Source organism: Albidovulum salinarum (assembly GCF_025673475.1).
Classification (GTDB): Bacteria; Pseudomonadota; Alphaproteobacteria; order Rhodobacterales; family Rhodobacteraceae; genus Albidovulum; species Albidovulum salinarum.
This window is the reverse complement of the sequence record NZ_JAOVQO010000007.1, coordinates 117,005-139,996: the sequence shown is the minus strand read 5'-3', so window position 1 is coordinate 139,996 and position 22,992 is coordinate 117,005. Positions and strand designations below refer to the sequence as shown.

Annotated in this window: 23 protein-coding genes and 1 tRNA gene; 15 read left to right on the top strand and 9 right to left on the bottom strand. The window is 66.4% G+C overall.

From position 1 onward, the window contains the following. Positions 1–2: 2 nt before the first annotated feature. A tRNA-Lys gene (locus tag OEZ60_RS09150) sits at positions 3–78 on the bottom strand. Positions 79–174: 96 nt separating this feature from the next. Here OEZ60_RS09150 and dapF point away from each other — a divergent pair. The 11 genes from dapF (at position 175) to OEZ60_RS09095 (ending at position 8,817) form a co-directional block, all read left to right on the top strand. Then, the gene (gene dapF / locus OEZ60_RS09145) at positions 175–1,014 is read left to right on the top strand and encodes a diaminopimelate epimerase (RefSeq protein ID WP_263335287.1); all 840 of its coding nucleotides are present in this window, start codon (positions 175–177) and stop codon (positions 1,012–1,014) included. Beyond that, positions 1,011–2,264, top strand: a complete 1,254-nt coding sequence (gene mtaB / locus OEZ60_RS09140; protein ID WP_263335285.1) for a tRNA (N(6)-L-threonylcarbamoyladenosine(37)-C(2))-methylthiotransferase MtaB — start codon at positions 1,011–1,013, stop codon at positions 2,262–2,264. Before dapF ends, mtaB begins: the two co-directional genes overlap by 4 nt. Before the next feature lie 95 nt (positions 2,265–2,359). Continuing rightward, complete coding sequence (locus OEZ60_RS09135) at positions 2,360–2,767, top strand: c-type cytochrome (RefSeq protein WP_263335283.1); 408 nt, start codon at positions 2,360–2,362, stop codon at positions 2,765–2,767. Positions 2,768–2,878: 111 nt separating this feature from the next. Beyond that, a complete protein-coding gene (locus OEZ60_RS09130; RefSeq protein WP_263335282.1) occupies positions 2,879–3,493 on the top strand; it encodes a ribonuclease D in 615 nt (204 codons plus the stop codon). A 3-nt stretch (positions 3,494–3,496) separates the two neighbouring features. Next, positions 3,497–4,465, top strand: coding sequence for a KpsF/GutQ family sugar-phosphate isomerase (locus OEZ60_RS09125; protein ID WP_263335280.1), 969 nt, complete (start codon positions 3,497–3,499; stop codon positions 4,463–4,465). 4 nt (positions 4,466–4,469) lie between these two features. Further along, positions 4,470–5,075: a hypothetical protein gene (locus OEZ60_RS09120; RefSeq protein WP_263335278.1), complete on the top strand. Its 606-nt coding sequence runs from the start codon at positions 4,470–4,472 to the stop codon at positions 5,073–5,075. A gap of 10 nt (positions 5,076–5,085) precedes the next feature. Further along, on the top strand, positions 5,086–5,589 hold the full coding sequence (gene lptA, locus OEZ60_RS09115; protein ID WP_263335277.1) for a lipopolysaccharide transport periplasmic protein LptA: 504 nt from the start codon (positions 5,086–5,088) through the stop codon (positions 5,587–5,589). Then, positions 5,586–6,347 carry an LPS export ABC transporter ATP-binding protein gene (gene lptB / locus OEZ60_RS09110; RefSeq protein WP_263335275.1) on the top strand — a complete coding sequence of 254 codons (762 nt, stop codon included), beginning with the start codon at positions 5,586–5,588 and terminating at the stop codon, positions 6,345–6,347. The genes lptA and lptB overlap by 4 nt, the downstream gene beginning before the upstream one ends. 15 nt (positions 6,348–6,362) lie before the next feature. Next, on the top strand, positions 6,363–7,664 hold the full coding sequence (locus OEZ60_RS09105; RefSeq protein ID WP_263335273.1) for an RNA polymerase factor sigma-54: 1,302 nt from the start codon (positions 6,363–6,365) through the stop codon (positions 7,662–7,664). Positions 7,665–7,741: 77 nt separating this feature from the next. Next, entirely contained in the window at positions 7,742–8,314 is a 573-nt protein-coding gene (hpf, locus tag OEZ60_RS09100; protein WP_263335271.1) for a ribosome hibernation-promoting factor, HPF/YfiA family, read from the top strand. A 38-nt stretch (positions 8,315–8,352) separates the two neighbouring features. Then, positions 8,353–8,817, top strand: coding sequence for a PTS sugar transporter subunit IIA (locus OEZ60_RS09095; protein WP_263335269.1), 465 nt, complete (start codon positions 8,353–8,355; stop codon positions 8,815–8,817). Positions 8,818–8,824: 7 nt separating this feature from the next. Here the strand turns inward: OEZ60_RS09095 and OEZ60_RS09090 are convergent, their stop codons facing one another. The 7 genes from OEZ60_RS09090 to cysQ all read right to left on the bottom strand — a co-directional run bounded on the left by OEZ60_RS09090 (position 8,825) and on the right by cysQ (position 16,908). Then, complete coding sequence (locus OEZ60_RS09090) at positions 8,825–10,243, bottom strand: sulfotransferase domain-containing protein (protein ID WP_263335267.1); 1,419 nt, start codon at positions 10,241–10,243, stop codon at positions 8,825–8,827. Positions 10,244–10,255: 12 nt separating this feature from the next. Continuing rightward, a complete protein-coding gene (locus OEZ60_RS09085) occupies positions 10,256–11,953 on the bottom strand; it encodes a beta-1,6-N-acetylglucosaminyltransferase (protein WP_263335265.1) in 1,698 nt (565 codons plus the stop codon). Next, positions 11,950–12,927 carry a glycosyltransferase family 2 protein gene (locus OEZ60_RS09080; protein ID WP_263335263.1) on the bottom strand — a complete coding sequence of 326 codons (978 nt, stop codon included), beginning with the start codon at positions 12,925–12,927 and terminating at the stop codon, positions 11,950–11,952. The genes OEZ60_RS09085 and OEZ60_RS09080 overlap by 4 nt, the downstream gene beginning before the upstream one ends. Positions 12,928–13,197: 270 nt before the next feature. Next, positions 13,198–14,187, bottom strand: a complete 990-nt coding sequence (gene galE, locus OEZ60_RS09075; RefSeq protein WP_263335261.1) for a UDP-glucose 4-epimerase GalE — start codon at positions 14,185–14,187, stop codon at positions 13,198–13,200. Positions 14,188–14,192: 5 nt separating this feature from the next. Further along, positions 14,193–15,086 (bottom strand): UTP--glucose-1-phosphate uridylyltransferase GalU, encoded by an 894-nt coding sequence (gene galU, locus OEZ60_RS09070; protein WP_263335260.1) that lies wholly within the window; start codon positions 15,084–15,086, stop codon positions 14,193–14,195. Positions 15,087–15,313: 227 nt separating this feature from the next. Then, positions 15,314–16,114, bottom strand: coding sequence for a 3-deoxy-manno-octulosonate cytidylyltransferase (locus OEZ60_RS09065; RefSeq protein WP_263335258.1), 801 nt, complete (start codon positions 16,112–16,114; stop codon positions 15,314–15,316). Next, positions 16,111–16,908 carry a 3'(2'),5'-bisphosphate nucleotidase CysQ gene (gene cysQ / locus OEZ60_RS09060; RefSeq protein ID WP_263335256.1) on the bottom strand — a complete coding sequence of 266 codons (798 nt, stop codon included), beginning with the start codon at positions 16,906–16,908 and terminating at the stop codon, positions 16,111–16,113. The genes OEZ60_RS09065 and cysQ overlap by 4 nt, the downstream gene beginning before the upstream one ends. 135 nt (positions 16,909–17,043) lie before the next feature. Here cysQ and OEZ60_RS09055 point away from each other — a divergent pair, with 135 nt between their 5' ends. Beyond that, positions 17,044–17,865, top strand: a complete 822-nt coding sequence (locus OEZ60_RS09055) for an ABC transporter permease (protein ID WP_263335254.1) — start codon at positions 17,044–17,046, stop codon at positions 17,863–17,865. 105 nt (positions 17,866–17,970) lie between these two features. Here the strand turns inward: OEZ60_RS09055 and OEZ60_RS09050 are convergent, their stop codons facing one another. After that, the gene (locus OEZ60_RS09050) at positions 17,971–18,615 is read right to left on the bottom strand and encodes an alpha-ketoglutarate-dependent dioxygenase AlkB family protein (RefSeq protein WP_411709792.1); all 645 of its coding nucleotides are present in this window, start codon (positions 18,613–18,615) and stop codon (positions 17,971–17,973) included. Positions 18,616–18,780: 165 nt separating this feature from the next. Between OEZ60_RS09050 and dnaK the strand changes: the two genes are divergently transcribed. From dnaK to radC, 3 genes are all read left to right on the top strand, one after another. Then, positions 18,781–20,694 carry a molecular chaperone DnaK gene (gene dnaK / locus OEZ60_RS09045; protein ID WP_263335252.1) on the top strand — a complete coding sequence of 638 codons (1,914 nt, stop codon included), beginning with the start codon at positions 18,781–18,783 and terminating at the stop codon, positions 20,692–20,694. A gap of 70 nt (positions 20,695–20,764) precedes the next feature. Beyond that, positions 20,765–21,922: a molecular chaperone DnaJ gene (gene dnaJ, locus OEZ60_RS09040; protein WP_263335249.1), complete on the top strand. Its 1,158-nt coding sequence runs from the start codon at positions 20,765–20,767 to the stop codon at positions 21,920–21,922. A gap of 110 nt (positions 21,923–22,032) precedes the next feature. Beyond that, positions 22,033–22,794, top strand: a complete 762-nt coding sequence (gene radC / locus OEZ60_RS09035) for a RadC family protein (RefSeq protein WP_263335247.1) — start codon at positions 22,033–22,035, stop codon at positions 22,792–22,794. The last annotated feature ends 198 nt before the right edge of the window (positions 22,795–22,992 follow it).

Here is a 22,992-nt window from a genome sequence, read left to right as displayed (position 1 = left end):
AGTGGTGAGCCCGACAGGATTCGAACCTGTGACCCACTGATTAAAAGTCAGTTGCTCTACCAACTGAGCTACGGGCCCATCACAGGGCGCCTCTTTATGAACCCCGCTCGGGGTGGTCAAGAGCAAAAGAAGCCGCCACTGGCAAAATCCTTTCACGCGGCGTATATGCGCGCCATGAGACAGATGCAGCCGCCCCAGGGCCTGCCGTTCATCAAGATGCACGGCGCGGGCAATGACTTCGTGATCCTCGATTCACGAGGGCGGCAGCCCGTGACCACGCCTGCGCTCGCTGCGGCACTCGGCGACCGTCATCGCGGCGTCGGCTTCGACCAACTCGCCGAGATCCGCGACGCCGAGGGTGCCGATTTCACGCTCGACTTCTGGAACAACGACGGCAGCCGCGCCGGCGCCTGCGGCAATGCCTCGCGCTGCGTCGCGGATCTGGTAATGGCGGGGCTCGGCCGCGACTCCGTCCGCTTCGGGACCGCGCGCGGCACGCTCGCCGCGAAGCGACGCGCCGACGGGCTCGTCAGCGTCAACATGGGCGCGCCGATCCTCGACTGGGACGGCGTGCCGCTCGCGGAGCCGAGCGACCTGTTGCACCTGCCGATTCCGGGCGATCCGGCCGCAGTCGGCATGGGCAACCCGCATTGCGTCTTCTTCGTCGACGATGCCGAGGCGATCGACCTTGCCCGCGAGGGCGCGAAGATCGAGCATCATCCCCTGTTCCCCAAGGCCACCAATGTCGAATACGCAAGCCTGACCGGCGCCGACCGGCTCAGGATGCGGGTCTGGGAACGCGGCACCGGCATCACGCTCGCCTGCGGCTCAGGCGCCTGCGCCACCGCGGTCGCGGCGCATCTCAGGGGCCTGGCCGGGCGGCATGTGGTACTCGACCTCGACGGCGGCACGCTGGAGATCGACTGGCGCGACGACGGGGTCTGGATGACCGGCCCGACGGCGAGGGTCTTCGACGGCTGGCTCGCACCCGAATTCCTCGCCGCGCACGCATGATCGCGCCGGTTTTCTCCACCCTCGGCTGCCGTCTCAACGCCTACGAGACCGAGGCGATGAAGGAGCTTGCCGAACAGGCAGGGATCGAGGGCGCCGTCATCGTCAACACCTGCGCGGTGACCGCCGAGGCGGTGCGCAAGGCCAAGCAGGAGATCCGCAGGCTCCGCCGCGAGAACCCCGAGGCGGTGCTGATCGTCACCGGCTGCGCGGCGCAGGTGGAGCCCGAGACCTTCGCGGCGATGCCGGAGGTAACCCGCGTCATCGGCAATACCGAGAAGATGCAAGCCGAGACCTGGCGCGCGCTGAAGGCCCCCGATCTGATCGGCGAGACCGAGCGCGTGATGGTCGACGACATCATGTCGGTGACCGAGACCGCCGGGCATCTCATCGACGGATTCGGCCGGCACAGAGCCTATGTTCAGGTCCAGAACGGCTGCGACCACCGCTGCACCTTCTGCATCATCCCCTATGGGCGCGGCAATTCGCGCTCGGTCCCGGCCGGCGTGGTGGTCGACCAGATCCGGCGGCTCGTCGACAAGGGCTTCCTCGAAGTGGTGCTGACCGGGGTCGACCTGACCTCCTGGGGCGCCGACCTGCCGGGCCAGCCCCGGCTCGGCGATCTGGTGATGCGGATCCTCAGGCTGGTGCCGGACCTCGCCCGGCTCCGCATCTCCTCGATCGATTCGATCGAGGCGGACGATAACCTGATGCTGGCGATCGCCACCGAGCCGCGCCTCATGCCGCATCTCCACCTCTCGCTCCAGCATGGCGACGACCTGATCCTGAAACGGATGAAGCGCCGTCACCTCCGCGACGACGCGATCCGCTTTTGCGAGGAGGCGCGGCGGCTCCGCCCCGACATCGTCTTCGGCGCCGATATCATCGCGGGTTTCCCGACCGAGTCCGAGGCGATGTTCGCCAATTCGCTGAAGCTCGTCGAGGACTGCGGACTGACCTTCCTCCACGTCTTCCCCTACTCGCGCCGCGACGGTACGCCCGCCGCGCGGATGCCGCAGGTGAATGGCCCCGCGATCAAGGAGCGGGCCGCCCAGCTCCGCGCCGCGGGCGAGGCGGCGCTGTCGCGCCATCTCGTCGCGCAGCAGGGGCGCAGCCACCGGATCCTCACCGAAGGCCCGCGCCTCGGCCGCACCGAGCAGTTCACCGAGGTCGACTTCGCCACAGACCAGCCCGAGGGCACGATCGTCACTGCGACGATCACCGGCCGCGACGGCGAGCGGCTTTGCGCCTGAGCGCCCGCCGGGGCGAGTGATCCCGATCAGTCCCGGACGCGGCGGCGGCGCTACCCTATCCCCGAGGAATCGCGTGTAACCGGGGAGATGTTGACATGAAAACTGCAATGATAAGCGCCGCCTGCATGGCCCTTGGCCTCGGCGCGGCGACCGCGGCGGGGGCGCAGGACGGGGATGTCGGCGCGGCGCTTTACGCGGACTATTGCGCTGCCTGCCACGGCGCGAACGCGCTCGGCGACGGCGACATGGCCAATGTCATGACGATTCCCTCGCCGAACCTGACACTGTTGGCGCAGGCCAATGACGGCGAGTTCCCGATGCTGAAGGTGATCCACATCATCGACGGGCGCACCGGAATCCGTGCCCACGGCGGCCCGATGCCGGTCTTCGGGCGCGTCTTCGCCTCGAGCGAGCCGGGGCCGGCGAACCCATACGGCTCTGTGCTCGAAGTGCGTGGCCGCACGCTGTCGCTCGCGCTCTACCTCGAATCGCTCCAGAAGTAGACCGCTACGCCCCCTTGCACCGCCGCCGCCCGGCCCCCACTTCCGGGCAAGCCATGTTGCGCGGGGCCGCGCCAGGCTTTATTGGCAGGCACGGCTAGCAAAGGACGGGATATGGCGGTGCAACTTCATCAGGGCGACCTGCCCGACGGGCTCGATCTCGGCCCCGTTGTCGCGATCGACACCGAAACGATGGGGCTCGATCCCCGCCGAGACCGGCTCTGCGTCGTGCAGCTGTCGGCCGGCGACGGCAACGCGCATCTCGTCCAGATCGCGAAAGGCCAGAAAAGCGCGCCCAATCTGGAGCGGCTCCTTGCCGATTCGAACGTGCTGAAGCTCTTTCATTTCGGCCGCTTCGACATCGCCGCGCTGAAAGCCGCCTTCGGCGTCACCACCGCGCCGGTCTACTGCACCAAGATCGCCTCCAAGCTCATCCGCACCTTCACCGACCGCCACGGGCTGAAATACCTGTTGCAGGAGCTTGTCGGCATCGACATTTCCAAGCAGCAGCAGACCTCCGACTGGGGCGCGGCGAAACTCACCGAGGCGCAGCAGGACTATGCCGCCTCGGACGTGCTCTACCTGCACCGGATCAAGGCCGAGCTCGACGCCCGCCTCGCCCGCGAGGGCCGGACCGACCTGGCCAAGGCCTGCTTCGACTTCCTGCCCACCCGCGCGACGCTCGACCTGCTCGGTTGGGACGACACCGCCGACATCTTTACCCACTGAGCCATGACCGAGCCCGAGATCTTCCTCGCCACCGCCCGCCGCGTCATCGAGATCGAGGCACGCGGCCTCGATGCGCTCGCTGCCGCGCTCGGCGACAGCGTCGCGGCCGCGATCCGGCTGATCCTCGACGCCAAGGGCCGGGTGATCGTCTCGGGCATGGGCAAGTCCGGCCATGTCGGCCGCAAGATCGCGGCGACGCTCGCCTCGACCGGCACACCCGCGCAATACGTCCACCCCGCCGAGGCGAGCCACGGCGATCTCGGCATGGTGACCGAGGGCGACGTGGCGCTCGTCCTGTCGAACTCGGGCGAAACGCCGGAGCTTTCGGACATCATCGCCCATACCCGCCGGTTCGGCATCCCGCTGATCGGCGTCGCGAGCCGGGCCGAGTCGACGCTCCTGCGCCAGTCGGACGTGGCGATCGTCCTGCCCCGCGCCGAGGAAGCCTGCGGCACCGGCATCGTGCCGACCACCTCGACAACGATGACGTTGGCGCTCGGCGACGCGATCGCGGTAGCGCTGATGGAGCACCGGCGCTTCACGCCCGAGCATTTCCGCACCTTCCATCCCGGCGGCAAGCTCGGCGCGAAGCTCCTGAAGGCGGGCGACCTGATGCATGACGGTGCCGACCTGCCGCTGGTTCCCGAAGCGACACCGATGACCGAGGCGCTCCTCGTGATGAGCCAGAAGGGCTTCGGCGTGGTCGGCGTGACCGATGCGGCGGGCCGGCTCGCCGGGATCGTCACCGACGGCGACCTGCGCCGCCACATGCACGGGCTTCTCGACCACACTGCGGGCGACGTGATGACGCGGGATCCCCGGACCATCGGTCCCGACCAGCTCGCCGAGGAGGCGGTCGCGCTGATGAAGGACCGCAAGATCACCTGCCTCTTCGTCGTGGCGCCGGACGGCGACGGCCGCGCGGCCGGCATTCTCAACATTCACGACTGCCTGCGCGCCGGCGTGGTCTAGGGCGATGGCCGCGCGCGACAACCTGCATTCCCGCGTGGTCTTCTGGCTGAAGGTCGCGCTGCCGCTCGCGGCTCTCGTGATCCTGTCCACGCTGTTCCTCGTCTCGCGCCGGATCGACACCGACGCGGCGCTTCCGTACACCGACATCGACGTCGAGGAGCTCGCCCGCGACCGGCGCATGATCGCGCCGCAATATTCCGGCGTCACCTCCGACGGCGGCGCGGTCACGGTGGATGCCGAGACGGCCTGGCCCGACACCGACGGCGGCAATGCCAACGCCAAGGCGGTGATCGCCGCCTATGATCTCAAGGACGGGCAGCGGATCGATCTCGTCGCCTCCACCGGGCGGCTCGACAACGACGCCGGGCGCATGCGTCTGGGCGGCGGTGTCGAGATTGTGACCTCGACCGGCTACCGGATGGTCACGGAACGTCTTGACGGCGCGCTCGACCGGACCGAACTTTTCGCCGACAGCGCCGTCGACGCCTGGGCGCCGTTCGGAACGATCACAGCCGGCCGGATGCAGATCACGCTCGAAGGGAGCGAGGCTCCCGGCTACGTTCTGGTTTTCAACGGTGGCGTGAAACTGATATACGAGCCTGCGAACTGAAGGATCCCGCATGCCGACGATTTTCCGCGCCCTGACGGCCGCTTTGGCCCTGGCGGCTGCCGCGCCGCTGGCGGCGCGCGCCCAGACGGCCGAGGTCGCCTTCGGCGGGATCAAGGCCGATCCCGAACTGCCGGTCGAGGTCACCTCCGAGAGACTCGCGGTCAACCAGAACGACGGTACCGCGCTCTTCACCGGCGATGTCGTGGTCATCCAGGGCGAGATGCGGCTGACCGCGCCGAAGGTGCTGGTCGAATACGCCACCGGCGACCAGCGGCGGATCGAGCGGATGCACGCGACCGGCGGGGTGACGTTGGTCAGCGCCACCGAGGCCGCGGAATCCGACGAGGCGGTCTACACGGTCGATACCGGCGAAGTGGTAATGACCGGGAGCGTGCTTCTCACCCAGGCGGGCAGCACTATTGCCGGCAAGGTTCTGACCGTCGACCTGACGACCGGAACCGGCCAGATGGAAGGCCGGGTACGCACCATCCTCCAGCCGGGCACGCAGAAATGAACGTCCGGTCGACGCTCACCGTGGCCGAGGGCGAGGCCGGTCTCAGGGTTCGCCAGCTGCGCAAGAGCTATCGCCGCCGCCCGGTGATCCGCGATGTCTCGCTCGATCTCGCGCGGGGCGAGGTGGTGGCGCTGCTCGGTCCCAACGGCTCGGGCAAGACGACGTGCTTTTACAACATCGCCGGGCTGATCGCGCCGGATGCCGGCCAGGTCATGCTCGACGGCCGCGACGTGAGCGGCCTTCCGATGTACCGCCGCGCCCGGCTCGGCATCGGTTACCTGCCGCAGGAAGTCTCGATCTTCCGGGGTCTCTCGGTCGAGGACAACATCCTCGCCGTGCTCGAGATCACCGAGAGCGACGTCCACAAACGCCGCGAGCGGCTTGAGGAGCTTCTGTCGGAATTCTCCATCACCCATCTGCGCCGCGCCCCCGCGCTGGCTTTGTCGGGCGGCGAGCGGCGCCGGGTGGAGATCGCGCGCTGTCTTGCCGCCGATCCGAAATACCTGCTCTTGGACGAGCCCTTCGCCGGTGTCGACCCGATCTCGGTCGGTGACATCCGCGCCCTGGTCCACGACCTCAAGACCCGCGGCATCGGCGTGCTGATCACCGACCACAATGTCCGCGAGACGCTGGAAATCGTCGACCGGGCCTATATCCTGCATGACGGCGCGGTGCTGATGAGCGGCAGCGCCGAGGAGGTCGTGCGCGATGAGAATGTCCGCCGGGTCTATCTCGGTCAGAGTTTCCGGATCTCCTGAGCCATCGGGGCCTCGATGGCGCTGACTGCCCGGCTTGACCTCGCGCAGCGGCAGCGGCTCGCGGTGTCGCCGCAGTTGCGCCAGTCGCTCGCGATCCTGCGCCTGCCGACGGCCGCCCTCGCCGAGGAGATCGCCCGGGAGGCGGCCGAGAATCCGTTCCTGACCGTCGCTGATCCCGGCACCGGATCGAGCGCATACGACTACGCGCTCGCCACCACCGCCGCGACGGAATCGCTGGTGGAAAGCCTGCACCGCCAGATCGCGCTGCAGCGGCTCGGGTCGGTCGAGCAGGCCGCCGCGCTCTACCTCGTCGGCGAGCTCAGGGAGGACGGCTATCTCGACCAACCACTTGGGGAACTGGCCGATGCAACCGGCCTCCCCCGTGCCATCCTCGAAGCCGGGCTCGCCGCTTTGCAACGCTGCGAGCCGGCGGGAATCGGCGCACGGACGCTCGCGGAGTGCCTTGAGCTGCAACTCGCCGAGGCTGGGCTGGAACGCAGTCTGGCCCGTGCCGTCGCGCTCCGGATCGATGATTTCGCGCTCGAACGCTGGGCCCGGCTTGGCCGCGAACTCGGCCTCGCGCCCGCCGAGTTGACGCGGATCTCCGGTCTTCTGCGCGGCCTGTCCTCTGCGCCGGTGCGCGATGATCGGGACATGGTGGCGATGATCGTGCCGGAACTCGTGGTCGAAACGGGTCCGCAGGGGCAGATCTCCGTTGTGCCCGTGCACTCCGCGTTTCCGCGGCTCGGCGTGCTGGATGCGCGCCGCGACACGCTCGACACCGACGCGCTCAGGGCGCTCTACGACCGCGCCAGCCTGATGGCGCGCGGAGTCGCGGCGCGAAGCGAAACCCTATTGCGGATCGGCCGCTTCATCGCGACGACGCAGTCGGCCTTCTTCCTCGGCTCCCATGACACGATCCGGCCGGTCACGCGCGCGGAGGCCGCCGCGGCACTCTCCATGCACGGCTCGACGCTTGGCCGCGCACTGGCGGGCAAGGCGCTCATGGCCGGGAACCGTGTGTACCCGCTTTCTCACTTCTTCTCGCGCGCATTGAACGGCCCCGACGGCCGTGTGTCTCCGTTCGACGTCCAGCGGCGGATGCGTGAGCTGATCGCCGCTGAATCCGCCGATGCGCCCCTTGCAGACGAAGTTATTTGTGCACAGTTGAGGAGAGAGGGCGTTGACATCGCCCGCAGAACTGTCGCCAAATACCGCAAATGCATGCGCATACCCTCATCGTTCGGGCGAAAGCGTCGGAAGGTTTCCACACAGAACCAGCCGCGGACGGTGCACAAGAACGACAAGATTTCCTGACCCGAGCACACGGCATTCGCCGGACCGGCGCCGCAAAGGGCGGGCCGGAACCGACCCATCAAGTAGAAGGAGGTGTCATGCGATACAGGATCAGTGGCAAGCAGATCGACGTGGGTGACGCTCTGCAGACCCATGTCAAGTCCGAGCTGGGCGAGACCGTGGAGAAGTTCTCGCAGCGGCCCACCGACGCGACCGTCATCTTCGCCCGCGACGCCTACGAATACAGTTGCGAGACCACGGTCCATCTCTCGACCGGCCTGACCGCAGCCGCAAAGGGCCACGCCACCGACATCTACGCGGCCTTCGAGAACTGCCGCGAGAAGATGGAAAAGCAGTTGCGCCGCTACAAGCGCCGGCTGAAGGACCATCACCGCGATCGGACGGAGCCTGTTGAATTCGCGGGCGCGCCCATGTATGTGCTCGCCGCGAATGGCGAGACGTCGGACATGGAGCCGGACAGCCTGCAGCCGATGATCATCGCCGAGATGGAGACGAGGATCCCCTCGCTCTCGGTCGGCGAGGCGGTGATGCAGATGGAATTGGCCGGCACACCGCTTCTGGTGTTCCGCAACGAGAAGAACGGCGGGGTCAGTGTCGTCCACCGCCGCGACGATGGAAACGTGGGCTGGATCGATACGTCGGCCGGCTAGGATAGCGCCGGCCCGCCGGCGTGAGACAGTAGAGGCAAATGGACCTTTCGAGCCTTCTCAAGCCGGCGGCGGTCCGGGTTATCGGTCACGCAACCAGCAAGAAACGCCTGTTTCAGGATCTTGCGGAAGTGGCGCATTCGGTCTGCGGGCTGGATGCGTCCGAAGCTGTCGACGCGCTGCAGGAGCGTGAAAGCCTCGGGCCGACCGGCGTCGGCCACGGCGTGGCGCTGCCGCATGCACGAATCGATGGCCTGGATCAGGTCGTCGGCGTCTTCCTGCGGCTGGAGAAGCCGCTGGATTTCGACGCCGTCGACCGCCAGCCCGTCGATCTGGTCTTCGCCCTCTTCGCGCCGAAGGATTCCGGGGTCGAGCACCTGAAGGCGCTGGCCTCGGTCTCGCGCCGGATGCGCGACCCGGCCACCTGCGTCAAGCTGCGCGCCAACAACGATCCCGCAGCGCTCCATGCGGTGCTGACCGAAGCGCGCTCCTCCCAGGCGGCGTGAGCGGCGCTCAGGCCCCCGAGCTCCAGTTCCCGAAACCGTAAGACACGTAGTCACGCCCGTACGCGTCGCGCGCCGCCTTCTCGAGTTCGGCGTCATAGATCCGCGCCAGCGGCACCAAGGCAAGCTCCGGCCCGGCTGCCGGCGGAGTCGGCGCATCATGAAGCCCGACGGACCGTACGAGATAGGCAAGATCTTCGACGAGATGGTCCTCGCGGCACAGAAGGTCGGGAGTCGCGAACTGCGCGAAGCCCTGGATCACGGACCACTGGCTGGCCCACAGCACGTCCTGCCGGATCGAGGTCTGGCCGTTCAGATTGACCGTCACGAATCTCAGGAACGCGAGAAAGGCGGCCCGATAGGCCGTGTCGCCCAGCCCTTCGATTTCGTCCTCGGGCGGAAACGGCACATCGTGTCGCTTGCGCAGCGCGGTGCGAATATCCGTGTAGGTGTCGCTGGTCAGAACCTCACTGAACGCCTCGTTCGCGCGCGCGAGCGGATGGCGCAGGACCGTGAAGCTGCGGTGGCCCGGCCGGTCGCGCTTCCAGGCGCGCAGCGTCATATTGTTGAACCCGTCAACGAGACCGCCCGATCCGAGCTGCGACAGCCAGGCGCGCAGATCCTCGTCCCGCCTTGGGCGGATCGGAACGTAGAGCAGGGGCGCGCCGGCCGCAGCGACCGCCTGAGGCGTGCCGGGCCCGCGACGCGGCTCGAAATTGGGCGTGCGAGAGAGGTTGGCCCAGTCGATCCGCTGCAGCGCGGCCTCCATCTCGGGAAAGTTGCGGACCTTCTGCTCCATGTCCTCGGGATTCTGCCGCACGAGCTTGTTGGAGATCCGCGCGACTTCCGCGTCGACGCCAAGGAATCGAAGGAGCCCGTTGATCACGTTGACCCGAAGCGAATCCTCGTAATCGAGGTAGAAGGCGGTCTGTCCGGAGACCTGAAGCGCGCTGAGCAGACGGAGCTGGAACGCCTGCCGTTCGGCGAGGAACGACTCGAATTCCTCGAACTGGAACACCGGCTGCCAAGTGGTCCGGTGCTTCACATTGGTCATCTTCCAGCGTTTGGTCGCGTTTGCGATCCGCAGGCTGATGAACGAGTCGACCGGGTTGCGTGTCAGCACGATCTTGGCGCAGCGCGGATCCGCGAGAATCGCGTCGAGCACCCGCGGCTCGTGGTCGTGGAAGAACCGGAAGCCGTTCAAACCCTCGGCATTGCGGATCCGGTCGAGCAGTTCCATCGGGTCGCGCTGCCGCTCGGCCATGGTGATGCCGAGGATCTCTTCGATATTCGGCCCGCCGATATGGACCGGGTTGAACGCCTCGCTGTGGCAACTGATGCCCGGAGCCGTCGAAAGCGTCGACTCGATCAGGTTCGAGCCGGTGCGCATCTCGCCAAAGATCACGAAATAGTCGAAATCGCCCCGCAACCGGCGTCCTCCTTAGCGAACCAGATAGGGGCGTGCACAGTCCTGCACTGCCGGCCGTTGCGCGCCGGCTAAACTGACGTCTCCGACCAGCGTCGGCTGCATGCCCTCGTTCTTGAGCCGTTGCAGAAACGCTTGGAATCCTGACAGGTCCGCCATCCGCGGAGCCTCGGCCAAGGGAGGCGCCCCACGCGGCCGGATCTCGTCTAAGATCGGTTGCAGGGATTCCATCGGGCTTTCGATAAACTCTGCCATCGTCCAACTCCGCACACGCGCCTTGACCTGCATCGACCGCAGGATCGCCAGGTGCTCGGCCTCGCGCTTTTGCAGCAAGGCCGCCTTGCGGCGGATATCGGGGAAATCGCCGCCGGATTGCCAGAGCCGCACCGCCCAGGTGCCGGAAATCACCGAGATCTGCGCATTGGGATCGGCGGCCATAAACGCGTTGCAGGCCTGGTTGTCACGGGGGCTGAACTGGAAGACTTGCCGCTCTCCGCGGGAGTTCCAGACCAGGTTGGTGAGGAAGGAGCGCGGATTGTAGTCGCGCAAGGTTGCATCGGCACTGAGGGCGCCGTTGAAGACGGAGGCGCCACCCGAGAACTCCGCGCCTTCCGGGCTGAAGAGATGGCCGTGCACGCGGCCGCCGATCGTCTTGGCCAGCCAGAGGTCGAAATCCTCGAACAGGTCGGTAAAGCCGTGAAACACCGAATAAGGTGCGCAGGTCCTGCCGTTCTCGCGGTCATTCCTCGGAAAGCGGCTTTGCATGTAAAGACCGGGCCGGCCGCGCACCCGCCGTTCGACCGCGCTGGAAAACAGCCTGTCGATCTTGCCCGGATTGGGCTCGGCCCGCTCCGGCTGCGCCTCGGAGGGCGCGAGCAGCGTGCGGTAGAGGCGGTCGGCGCGCGGCCAGATCTTGCGCGCGACGAAACAGTCGGACCGACGGAGAAGCTGCAGGTGATCGTCGTAGAACGTGTGCGGTTTGCCCTGATTGTCAAATTTCGACAGCGTCAGGGAGCGGCTTTCGATCTGCCGCGAATGGCGCCTCGCCAGTGTCTGGAAATAGCTCTCGTCAGGGATCCAGACACGCCGGAAGTACCGGTCGACGGCGGGCCGGTCGGGAGCGTCGAGGATCGCCGACAGCGTCTGGCGGGTCAGGCACCACCATTGCGAGCCGAGATGCGGCACGATCCCGTCGGGAATCCGGCGCCGGAGCTTGAGCCGCCGCTGCAGGTTCACATAGGCGTCGAACAGCGCCCTTTGGCGGCGCCAGGAAAACGGGAACCGGTACATGAACCGCTCGACATCGAGGCCGCCCACGGTCCAGCCGACATCTGCGGTGGTCACACTCTCGATGAAATCGGTGTCCGGGCGCGCGTCGAGATAGGTGGTGAGTTCCTCGACCGGCCGGAGCGGCAGGCAGGAACCGGAGGCGAGGTAGACATGCCGGACATGCGCATGCTGCGCCAGCATCTGCGCCGCGGCGGCCTGGGTCGCGGCCACCAGCGACCAGGTTCCCCATTCGCAGGCGAAGCGCTCGCAAAAGCTCACGTTGCCAAGGTCGGCGAGCATGCCGGTCATCGCACGAAACGCCCGCGGCTTCACCCGGCGATCGACGTGGATGACGACGGGGCAGCCGGCCTCGGCCCAGAACCGCGCCACCTGGGCGGCGCGGTCGAGTGCGGTGTGGCACATCATGATGAAACCGAGCGTCATGCCCAGTTGCCCTTCGACATCAGCCCGAGGATCTCGAGCTGGCGCCAGTTGATGTATTTCTCGGACCATCTGCACCACAGGTCGGGCTGTTCTTTCAGGGCTTCGGCATAGGCGGCGTATTCCCGGCCGGTGGCGAAGTGCTCTTGCCGCGTCAACTCCTCGTCGACCTTGGCCTCGAAAGTCGACAGGAATTTGGCGTGCAGCAGGCATCCTGAAGCCTTTTCGCCGCCCATCTCGTCATAGGTCAGGTTCAGAGAGCGCGGCAGCAACGTGTGAGTCGAGCTGACAAAGCAGTAGTCCCAGCGCCATTTCACCAGCGGGATCTTGTTCAGGCTCGGCGCCTCCTTGGGCGTTTCCGCGAACATGACCCGCGCCCGCGGTCCGCCCTGGATCCAGAGGTTTCCGAACTCGGCGTTCTTCGAGATCGTGTAGTTGCCGCTGTCGAAATGATCGGCGATCGTGAACGGGTTCATGCCCTCGCGATAGGACACTGAGTTGATCGCGCCTTTCGGGTACATGTCGACGAGCATGGCCGGGAAGCTGCGGGTCTCGTAGGTGTCGAGCCAGTCGGTCAAAGCGCGGATCGGCCGCGTGTCGCAGAACGGGTAGACGAAGAACTCGTCGACATCGAGCGCGAGCACCCAGTGCTCGCGCGCGTGGCGCATCAGGATCCAGTTGAGCCAGTCGACACCGTAGCGCGCCTCGCGGTAGCTCGCCCGCGTCGTCCACAGGGTCACGTCCTCCTGCGCGGCGAGATACTCGCGCGAGCCGTCATCGGAGCCGTTGTCGACGAACAGGAAGTGACCGACCCCGAGCTCGCGGTAATAGCGCAGGAAATAGGGCAGCCGGATCCGTTCGTTACGGAGCACCGCGGCGACGAGAATGTCGCTGCGCCGGATCCGCCGCAGCCGGTCCGCCACCATCGACAAATCGCGGCGCTTACGGAACGCGCGGAACCGCATCCTCTTGCGCATGAGCCGCAAACGATATCGCTTCCAGACTCCCAACCCGACCCTCTCGCCCCGCAATATTAGGCGGCCGCGTCATCCTTGACGCATTCTGATTAAGGTGAGGTTGCACCAACTGGCCGGATCGCGGCCGAAATGTCCGCTTCCGTTCCTGCCCGTCAGTTCCAGCCCCAACAGAACTTTCTTGTTGGGACGGGACAATACAGGTGGCGACCCTTCAGGTAAACTGCGGAATGACGATCAAACCGGCCGCCGCACGGCGCAGAGGCAGCGCGGTCACGCCCCGTCGTAGCCGCCGGAGCGGTGCCAGCGCCAGGCATCGGCGATCATCGTCGCGAGGTCGGACCGCGCCGGCCGCCAGCCGAGTTCCTGCGCCGCGCGCGCGCTGCCGCAGACGAGGCTCACCGCGTCGCCGGCACGGCGCGCGCCGAAGGTCACCGGCACCTCGCGGTTGGTGACCGCGCGCGACTGGTCGATCACCTCGCGCACCGAGAACCCCCGCCCCGTGCCGAGGCAGTAGACCCGCGAGCCCTTGCCCGCCTCAAGCCACCGCAGCCCGGCCACATGTGCGTCCACGAGATCGGCCACATGGACGTAGTCGCGGACGCAGGTTCCGTCGCGGGTCGGATAGTCGGTGCCGAACACCGTCAGCGCCGCGCGCCGTCCCTCGATCGCGTCGAGCATCAGCGGGATGAGATGGGTCTCGGGCCGGTGGCACTCGCCCACTTCGGCCTCGGGATCGGCGCCGGCGACGTTGAAATAGCGGAAGATCACCGCTTCGAGCCCCTGGCTCGCGCCGAAGTCGCCGAGCATCTGCTCGATCGCGAGCTTCGACTTGCCATAGGCGTTCAATGGTTCCTGCGGCGTCTCCTCGTCGAGCATCACGCCGTCCTGGTCGCCATAGGTCGCACAGGTCGACGAGAAGACGAAGCGCCGGCAATCCGCGGCCAGAGCCGCCTCGACGAGGTTGAGCGCGCCGAGCACGTTCACGCGCCAGTAGGGGCCGGGGTCGCGCATCGCGTCGCCGACGAGGCTCAACGCGGCGAAATGCATCACCGCCTCGGGCCGCCAGCGCGCGAAGACCTCGTCAAGCCGGGCCCGGTCGGAAAGGTCGCCCTCTTCTAACGGGCCGAACTTCACGGCCGCCCGCCAGCCGGTGGCGAGGTTGTCGAAAGTTACCGGAACGTAGCCCGCCGCCTTGAGCGCCTTGCAGGCGTGAGCTCCGATATACCCCGCGCCCCCGGTGACGAGGATGTGCCGGTCCATCGACGCTATTCGGCCGCCTTCTGCATCGCGGTGATGCCGACGAGGAAGTCGCGCAACTCGTCACGCAGCTCCTCGCGGGCCAGCCCGAAGGCGACCGTCGCCTGAAGATAGCCCGCCTTCGATCCGCAATCGAACCGCTGGCCGCGGAAGCGGAAACCGTAGACGTTGTTCGACTTGGCGATCTCTTCGGCGATCGCGTCGGTCAACTGGATCTCGCCGCCGGCGCCGGTCTTCTTACGGTCGAGGTTGGTCATGATCTCGGGCGTCAGGATATAGCGCCCGATCACCGCAAGGTTCGACGGCGCATCCGCAGGCTTCGGCTTTTCCACCATGCCCTTGACCGACACGATCGAGCCCATGTCCTCGCCGATGTCGAGCACGCCGTAGGACGACGCCTTCTCCGGCGCCACTTCCATCGCGGCGACCATGTTGCCGCCGACCTCGGCATGCGCCTCGACCATCTGCTGCAGGCAGGGCTTCTCGGCGGCGATCACGTCGTCGGGCAGGATCACCGCGAAGGGTTCGTCGCCCAGAAGCCGACGCGCGCACCAGACCGCATGGCCAAGGCCAAGCGCCTTGTGCTGGCGGATGTAGGCGATGGCCCCCGATTCCATGTTGGTCGCCCGCAGTGTCTCGAGCAGCGCGGTCTTGCCGCTTGCCTCGAGCGTCGCCTCGAGCTCGTTGGCATGGTCGAAGTAATCCTCGAGCGCGCTCTTGCCGCGCGAGGTCACGAAGATGAACTCCGTGATCCCCGCCGCGCGGGCCTCGTCGATGGCGTACTGGATCAGCGGCCGGTCAACGAGCGTCATGATCTCTTTCGGAATCGACTTCGTTGCCGGCAGGAAACGCGTTCCAAGGCCAGCAACCGGAAAAATTGCTTTCGTGACTTTCGAGTTCATTTAAACCACCGTCGTTTCGTTCCCCGCGGGCCTGTCGCCCTGCGTTCGTATGCTTTGCGTCGACTGATACTCGGTTCTAATCCCGAACGACAACCATACGATGTTTTCCCTCGGTTTCCGGAAAAAAGTTCGAAAACACCTGCCCGGAGCGGCCTTTCGCCGGACAGTGTTCCGTTTCACCGTATAGTGTCCCGAATCAGGACCTTGGGCGCGCTATCAGGCCGCGCTCAGGACATGCCCATCTCGGCCAACATCGCCTCGATTCGCGGGACGTCTTCGGGGTTGTTCAGCTCCCAGAACTGCCGCCCGCGCGCCTCGACCTCGACGCAAAGAACCGTCCGTCCGCACTCGAGGAACCGGAGCTGTTCCAGACCCTCGAGAGTCTCCAGGGCACCGGTCTCCCAGCCCGGATAGGCGGCGAGCGCGGCGGGGCGGTAGGCATAGACGCCGATATGATGGAAGACCGGCGTCGCCTCGTCCGCGCCGTAACGCCGGCCGGTATATGGTATCACTTCCTTCGAGAAGTAGAGCGCCCGGCGGCCGGCGCCGAAAACCGCGGTCGTGCCACCGACGCGCCCCGCGCGGCGATCCTCGAGGAACCCGTTCAGCGCGCGGCCGTCGCAGCGCAGCACCGGCGTCGCGATATCGGCGCCGGGATCGGCCTGCAGCCCCGCGACCAGCGCCTCGACGAACCAGTGCGGCGTGAGCGGCGCGTCGCCCTGCAGGTTGACGACGATGTCATAGCGGCCGCCAAGCGCCGCATGCGCCTCGGCGCAGCGTTCGGTGCCGTTGCGGCAGGCTTCCGACGTCATCACGACCTCGGCGCCGAAACCCTCGGCTTCCGCCTTGATACGGTCATCGTCGGTCGCCACGACGACGCGGTCGACACCCTTGACCTGCGTCGCCGCTTCCCAGCTGCGCCGGATCAGCGTGCGCGCCTCGCCGTCAGCACCCTTCAGCGCGACGAGCGGCTTGCCCGGATAGCGTGTCGAGGCATAGCGGGCGGGAATGACGACGAGAACGGTCACTGTTTCACCAGAAGAACACCCGGCGCATAGGCGATGAAGAACGGGTTCTCGAAACCCGGCTTGCCGTAGGTCAGCGGACTGTGGTCGTCGAAGCGCACGACCTCGCCGCCCGCGCCGCGCAGCACCGCGTCGCCCGCGGCGGTGTCCCATTCCATCGTCCGCCCGAGCCGCGGGTAGAGATCGGCCTCGCCGGTCGCGACGAGGCAGAACTTGAGGCTCGACCCCGCGCTCGTCATGTCGCGCACCGCATATGCCGCGATGTAGTCGTCGGTCGCCTGGTCGCGATGCGACTTCGAGGCCACCACCATCAGGCCCCGGTTGTCGGGCACCGAAACCGTGATCGGCACCTGTTCGCCGGGCGCTTCCTTGTCGAAGGCGCCCTTCTCCTCCACCGCGCGGCCATCGCCGAGCGTGTAGAAGAGCCGTCCCTTGGCCGGCGCATAGACGACGCCGCGCAAGGGTACGCCGGCCTCGACATAGGCGATGTTCACGGTGAAGTCGCCGCGCCGCTGGACGAATTCCTTGGTTCCGTCCAGGGGGTCGACGATGAGGAAGGTCGAGACCGCCTGCCCGTGGCTCGCCGCCTGCTCCTCGGTCACGAGCGCCACGGCGGGAAACGCCTCGGCGAGTCCTTCGGAAATCAGCGCATCTGCAGCCTCGTCGGCCTCGGTCACCGGGCTCGCGTCGGACTTGGACCGCACCTCGAAATCGGGGGAACTGTAGATCTCCATGATCCGGTCCCCGGCCTCGAGCGCGAGGCGCCGCATCACCATTGTCAGGCGGTCGAAATCCAAGGCGGCATCTCCTCATTCGGTGCGAGTTGATCGGCAGAGCGGTTCACCTTATGATCGCCCGCTAAGGGATCGGCAAGATTTCCGGGCGAAAAAACACCAGTCTCAGGCATCATCAGCGGAATCGGGCAGAGCGGCATGTTCGGAGTAGAGCGGCGGAAATCCCGGCTGAACTCGTCGCTGGCGATCCTCGAACTCATCTATCACAGCACGGTGCGCGCGATCCGGCGCAACCACAAGAATGCCTTGGTGGGGCTTCTGACCAACATCCTGCAGACGGTGATCTTCATCGGCGCCTTCATCGTAACTTTCAACCTGCTCGGCATGCGCGGCAGCGCGATTCGCGGCGATTTCACCGTCTACATCATGACGGGCATCTTCACGTTCATGTGCAACATCAAGACGTCGGGCGCGGTCATCGGCTCGGAAGGTCCGACCTCGGGAATGATGCTGCACGCGCCGATGAACACCGCCATCGCGATCGGCTCGGCGGCGCTCGCGGCTCTCTACACCCAGGTCCTGTCGATCGTCGTGATACTCGGGGTCTATCACATGGCCTACGCGCCGGTGCAGATCGAAGATCCCGTTGGCGCGCTGGGAATGCTCATCCTCTCCTGGCTCTACGGGATCGGGATCGGCATGGTCGTGCTCGCGATCAAGCCGTGGTGGCCGGCGTTCGCACGCGTCGCGCAACAGATCTACACCCGCGTCAACATGTTCGCCTCGGGTAAGATGTTCGTCGGCAACACACTCAGCTTCTCGCTGCTGGCGATGTTCGACTGGAACCCGCTCTTTCACATCATCGACCAGATGCGCGGCTTCGTGTTCATCAACTACAATCCGCACAACTCGTCGCTGACCTACCCTGTCTATTTCACGCTCGCGCTGATCGCCGTCGGGCTGATGGGCGAGTTCAAGACCCGCAAACACGCCTCAGCGAGCTGGAACGCGGCGCGCTGATCCGGGTGCTCCGTCGCGGATTTCGACAGTTGGGCCGGCGAGTGTGGCCGTGATTGGGCCCGGCGTCTTGCTCTGTCGGTCTTTGTCCGGGTGGCGATTCGCAGTTCAGTCCACGACCCGGAGCGTGAGGTTGATGCGTCCGCCTTTCGGCAGGAGCGTCGATGAGCCGGACGCGATCCGGTCGACGCCATGATAGGCGAGCCGCGCCTCCCCGCCGAGCGCCAGGACGTCACCGGAACGAAGCCAGAAGCTTTTCGTCGGCCCGCCGCGGGTCGTGCCGCCGATCCGAAACCGGGCGTCGTCACCGAGGCTGATCGACAGGACCGGCCAGCGGAAATCGGCCTCGTCACGGTCCTGATGCAGGCCCATCCGCGCGTCTACATCGTAGAAATTCACCAGACAGCAATCGGGAGCGCGCTCCGCGCCCACGAGACGGCGCCAGACCGCCTGTACCCGCTCCGGGATCGGCGGCCAGTCTGAGCCACAGGGATGGCGCGGAACGTAGCGGTAGCCCTTCCGGTCCGCGTACCAGCCGTATTTCCCGGCCGAGGTCATCCGCACCGACATCGGCTTGCCCCATGGGGTCAGCGGCGAGAACAGGGGCGCAGCCGCGACGACGGCGCGGATATCCCCGACCAGCGCAGCTTGTTCGTCTGCGTCGAGATAGAGAGCATACAAGGCCGCGCCCGCGATCCGGGCGGTGGGATCGGGCGGTACGGGCGACGCCGGAGAGTGGTCGCGATTTTCCACGGATTTTCCCTGTTTTTCCCGCCGTCACGGCGCTTGCAGCGTCAGATTCCCCTCCTTATATACCCCACGAAGCCGGTCGGGATCACCCGGCCGAAATCTAGGGATCGGCGTCAGGGGCCGCGATCGGATCTGGCGCCACATCATCGCCGAAGGAAAGGTACATACATGGCCAAAGTCATCGGGATCGACCTCGGGACCACGAACTCCTGCGTCGCCATCATGGACGGGGCGCAGCCGCGCGTCATCGAGAACTCGGAAGGCGCCCGCACCACGCCCTCCGTCGTCGGCTTCACCGACAGCGAGCGTCTCGTCGGCCAGCCGGCCAAGCGCCAGGCGGTCACCAACCCGACCAACACGGTCTATGCCGTCAAGCGCCTGATCGGCCGCCGCATCGGCGACGCCGAGGTCGAGAAGGACAAGAAGCTCGTCCCCTACCACATCGTGGACGGCGGCAACGGCGACGCCTGGGTCGAGGTGAAGGGTGAGAAGTACTCTCCCGCGCAGATCTCCGCTGTGATCCTGCAGAAGATGAAGGAAACCGCCGAAAGCTACCTCGGCGAATCGGTCACCCAGGCGGTCATCACCGTCCCGGCCTATTTCAACGACGCCCAGCGTCAGGCCACCAAGGACGCCGGCAAGATCGCCGGTCTCGAAGTCCTGCGGATCATCAACGAGCCGACGGCGGCGGCACTCGCCTACGGTCTCGACAAGAAGGAAACCCGGACCATCGCGGTCTATGACCTCGGCGGCGGCACCTTCGACATCACCATCCTCGAAATCGACGATGGCCTCTTCGAGGTGAAGTCGACCAACGGCGACACCTTCCTCGGCGGCGAGGACTTCGACATGCGCATCGTGAACTACCTCGCCGAGGAGTTCAAAAAGGAGCATGGCGTCGACCTGACCGGCGACAAGATGGCGCTGCAGCGTCTCAAGGAAGCGGCCGAGAAGGCGAAGATCGAGCTTTCTTCCAGCCAGCAGACCGAGATCAACCAGCCGTTCATCTCGATGGACAAGAACACCGGCACGCCGCTGCACATGGTCATGAAGCTGACCCGTGCGAAGCTCGAATCGCTGGTCGCGGACCTTATCAAGAAGTCGATGAAGCCTTGCGCCGACGCGCTCAAGGATGCCGGACTTTCCAAGGGCGACATCGACGAGGTCGTGCTCGTCGGTGGCATGACCCGGATGCCGAAGGTGATCGAGGAAGTGACGAACTTCTTCGGCAAGGAGCCGCACAAGGGCGTGAACCCGGACGAGGTCGTGGCGCTTGGTGCGGCGATCCAGGCCGGCGTGCTGCAGGGCGACGTGAAGGACGTGGTCCTGCTCGACGTGACCCCGCTCTCGCTCGGCATCGAGACGCTCGGCGGTGTCTTCACCCGCCTCATCGACCGCAACACCACGATCCCCACGAAGAAGAGCCAGATCTTCTCGACGGCCGAAGACAACCAGAACGCGGTGACGATCCGGGTCTTCCAGGGCGAGCGCGAGATGGCAGCGGACAACAAGCTCCTCGGCCAGTTCAACCTCGAGGAAATCCCGCCCGCGCCGCGCGGCCTGCCGCAGATCGAGGTGACCTTCGACATCGACGCGAACGGCATCGTCTCGGTCAACGCCAAGGACAAGGGCACCGGCAAGGCGCAGCAGATCACCATCCAGGCCTCGGGCGGACTTTCCGACGACGAGATCGAGAAGATGGTCAAGGACGCCGAGGCCAATGCCGAGGGCGACAAGAAGCGCAAGGAGCTGGTGGAGGCCAAGAACCAGGCCGAAAGCCTGATCCACTCCACCCGCAAGGCGCTCGAGGAGCATGGCGACAAGGTCGACGCCTCCACCGTCGAGGCGATCGAGCTGGCCATCGGCGCGCTCGAGGAAACGCTGAAGTCCGAGGATGCCGGCAAGATCAAGGGCGGCATCCAGAACGTCACCGACGCGGCGATGAAGCTCGGCGAGGCGATCTACAAGGCGCAACAGGCCGAAGGCGCGGCGCCGGAAGGTGACGACGAGGGTCCGCGCGGCGTCGATGACGACATCGTGGATGCCGACTTCGAGGATCTGGGCGAAGACAAGCGCAAGTAACGCGACCGGAACCCCGGGGCCGGCCTGACGCGCGTCGGGCCGGCCCGCGCGTTCCCCGAGAGGGCGAAGAATGGCGAAACGCGACTTCTACGAGGTTCTGGGTGTCGGACGCGGCGCATCGGCCGACGAGATCAAGAAGGCCTATCGGGCGAAGGCCAAGGAGCTTCACCCCGATCGCAACAAGGACAAGCCGGAGGCCGAGGCCCAGTTCAAGGAAGTGAACGAGGCCTACGACGTCCTCAAGGACGACACCCGCAAGGCGGCCTATGACCGCTTCGGCCATGCCGCCTTCGAGGGCGGAATGGGTGGCGGTCCGCGCGGCGGCGGGCGCGGCGGCTATGGCCAGCAGGGCGATTTCGCCAGCGCCTTCTCTGACGTGTTCGAGGACCTCTTCGGCGACTTCATGGGCGGCCGCGGCGGCGCCGGCGGACGAAACCGCGCCCAGCGCGGCTCGGACTTGCGCTACAATCTTCGGGTCACGCTCGAGGAGGCCTATAGCGGTGCCCAGAAGTCGATCACCGTGCCGACCTCGGTTGCCTGCGGCATCTGCAACGGCACCGGGGCCGAGGGCGGCGCCGAACCGCAGACCTGCCCGACCTGTTCGGGCATGGGCAAGGTCCGTGCCCAGCAGGGCTTCTTCACGGTCGAGCGCACCTGCCCGACATGCGGCGGGCTCGGCCAGACGATCAAGAACCCGTGCAAGGTCTGCCACGGCGCCGGGCGTACCGAGAAGGAGCGCCAGCTTTCCGTCAACATCCCCGCGGGGGTCGAGACCGGCACGCGGATCCGCCTCGCCGGCGAGGGGGAAGCCGGGTTGCGCGGCGGTCCGGCCGGCGACCTTTACATCTTCATCGAGGTCCGCGAACACGCGCTTTTCCAGCGCGACGGGGTCAACCTCTTCTGCCGGGTGCCGATCTGGATGACCACCGCGGCGCTCGGCGGCGAGGTCGAGGTGCCAACGATCGACGGCGGCCGCAGCCGGGTGAAGATCCCGTCGGGGGCGCAGACCGGCAAGCAGCTGCGGCTGCGCGGCAAGGGCATGCCGGCGCTGCGCGGCGGCGGCGTCGGCGACATGCTGATCGAGATTGCGGTCGAAACGCCGGTGAACCTCACCGCGCAGCAGCGCGAGCTCCTGCGCGAGTTCGAACGCCTGAGCGAGGACAACAACCCCGAAGGTTCGTCGTTCTTCTCCAAGGTCAAGAGCTTCTGGGACGGCATGAAGGGCTGAGCCGGGCCTCCTGAGAAGGTTGAATTTGAAGGCGCGGCTCTCCGGCTGCGCCGTTTGTCTTTCGGGCGCATGTTAACCAATCCTTCACCACGACGCGGGAATCTGGCCGCATGGGACCGACTCGCGCCTTTCATGAAGCTCCGATGCCGCTCTTTCCGGGCGACGAAGCGCTCGCGGTCGCGCTGCCCGAGGGCAGGCTGCCCTCCTACATCAAGGACCACCGCCAACGGTTGCGCGCCCGTTTCATGGACGGCGGCGCGGCGGCGATTCCCGACTATGAACTCCTTGAACTCGTGCTTTTCCGAGCGATCCCGCGCCAGGATGTGAAGCCTCTCGCCCGTCGGCTGCTCGACCTGTTCGGCGATTTCAACCGCGTGCTCTCCGCGCCGGCGCACCGGCTCACCGAGGTGCAGGGCGTCGGTGACGCCGTGGTGCAGGAGCTGAAGATCGTCGAGGCGGCGGCGCACCGGCTGGCGCGAACCAGGGTGATGCACCGCGCCGTCCTGTCGTCGTGGGACCAGCTTCTCGACTATTGCCGCACCGCGATGGCGCATCGGGAGACCGAGCAGTTCCGGGTGCTCTACCTCGACCGCAAGAACGTGCTGATCGCCGACGAGGAACAGGCGCGCGGCACCGTGGACCATGTGCCGGTCTATCCGCGCGAAGTGGTCAAGCGGGCGCTGGAGCTCAATGCGAGCGCTCTCATCCTCGTCCACAACCACCCTTCGGGCGACCCGACGCCGTCGGAGCAGGACATCGTCGTCACCGGCCAGATCCAGGACGCCGCTCGCGTCATGGGGATCGTCGTCCACGACCATCTGATCGTCGGCAAATCGCGCGAACTCAGCTTCCGGGCCGAGGGGTACTTCTGATGAACCGGCCCGGATCATGAGACTCCGGCAATCGTGGCGTATACGCGCGTTGCACCCGGACCGCAGTTGCGTCGCGCGGTCCGGGCGTGACATTACACACGACCATTCGTGAAAATGGCGGGCCCCGGTCCGGGTACCCGCCATCAATACGCAGCCGTTGGCATATTCCCTTAAGCCGTGCGTCCGTCTTGCTATGCG

What these genes read in the sequence shown, in the direction of transcription:
- dapF (WP_263335287.1), top strand. Translation starts at nt 175, where the DNA reads ATGAGACAGATGCAGCCGCCCCAGGGCCTGCCGTTCATCAAGATGCAC.
- mtaB (WP_263335285.1), top strand. Translation starts at nt 1,011, where the DNA reads ATGATCGCGCCGGTTTTCTCCACCCTCGGCTGCCGTCTCAACGCCTAC.
- OEZ60_RS09135 (WP_263335283.1), top strand. Translation starts at nt 2,360, where the DNA reads ATGAAAACTGCAATGATAAGCGCCGCCTGCATGGCCCTTGGCCTCGGC.
- OEZ60_RS09130 (WP_263335282.1), top strand. Translation starts at nt 2,879, where the DNA reads ATGGCGGTGCAACTTCATCAGGGCGACCTGCCCGACGGGCTCGATCTC.
- OEZ60_RS09125 (WP_263335280.1), top strand. Translation starts at nt 3,497, where the DNA reads ATGACCGAGCCCGAGATCTTCCTCGCCACCGCCCGCCGCGTCATCGAG.
- OEZ60_RS09120 (WP_263335278.1), top strand. Translation starts at nt 4,470, where the DNA reads ATGGCCGCGCGCGACAACCTGCATTCCCGCGTGGTCTTCTGGCTGAAG.
- lptA (WP_263335277.1), top strand. Translation starts at nt 5,086, where the DNA reads ATGCCGACGATTTTCCGCGCCCTGACGGCCGCTTTGGCCCTGGCGGCT.
- lptB (WP_263335275.1), top strand. Translation starts at nt 5,586, where the DNA reads ATGAACGTCCGGTCGACGCTCACCGTGGCCGAGGGCGAGGCCGGTCTC.
- OEZ60_RS09105 (WP_263335273.1), top strand. Translation starts at nt 6,363, where the DNA reads ATGGCGCTGACTGCCCGGCTTGACCTCGCGCAGCGGCAGCGGCTCGCG.
- hpf (WP_263335271.1), top strand. Translation starts at nt 7,742, where the DNA reads ATGCGATACAGGATCAGTGGCAAGCAGATCGACGTGGGTGACGCTCTG.
- OEZ60_RS09095 (WP_263335269.1), top strand. Translation starts at nt 8,353, where the DNA reads ATGGACCTTTCGAGCCTTCTCAAGCCGGCGGCGGTCCGGGTTATCGGT.
- OEZ60_RS09085 (WP_263335265.1), bottom strand. Translation starts at nt 11,953, where the DNA reads ATGACGCTCGGTTTCATCATGATGTGCCACACCGCACTCGACCGCGCC.
- OEZ60_RS09080 (WP_263335263.1), bottom strand. Translation starts at nt 12,927, where the DNA reads ATGCGCAAGAGGATGCGGTTCCGCGCGTTCCGTAAGCGCCGCGATTTG.
- galE (WP_263335261.1), bottom strand. Translation starts at nt 14,187, where the DNA reads ATGGACCGGCACATCCTCGTCACCGGGGGCGCGGGGTATATCGGAGCT.
- galU (WP_263335260.1), bottom strand. Translation starts at nt 15,086, where the DNA reads ATGAACTCGAAAGTCACGAAAGCAATTTTTCCGGTTGCTGGCCTTGGA.
- OEZ60_RS09055 (WP_263335254.1), top strand. Translation starts at nt 17,044, where the DNA reads ATGTTCGGAGTAGAGCGGCGGAAATCCCGGCTGAACTCGTCGCTGGCG.
- dnaK (WP_263335252.1), top strand. Translation starts at nt 18,781, where the DNA reads ATGGCCAAAGTCATCGGGATCGACCTCGGGACCACGAACTCCTGCGTC.
- dnaJ (WP_263335249.1), top strand. Translation starts at nt 20,765, where the DNA reads ATGGCGAAACGCGACTTCTACGAGGTTCTGGGTGTCGGACGCGGCGCA.
- radC (WP_263335247.1), top strand. Translation starts at nt 22,033, where the DNA reads ATGGGACCGACTCGCGCCTTTCATGAAGCTCCGATGCCGCTCTTTCCG.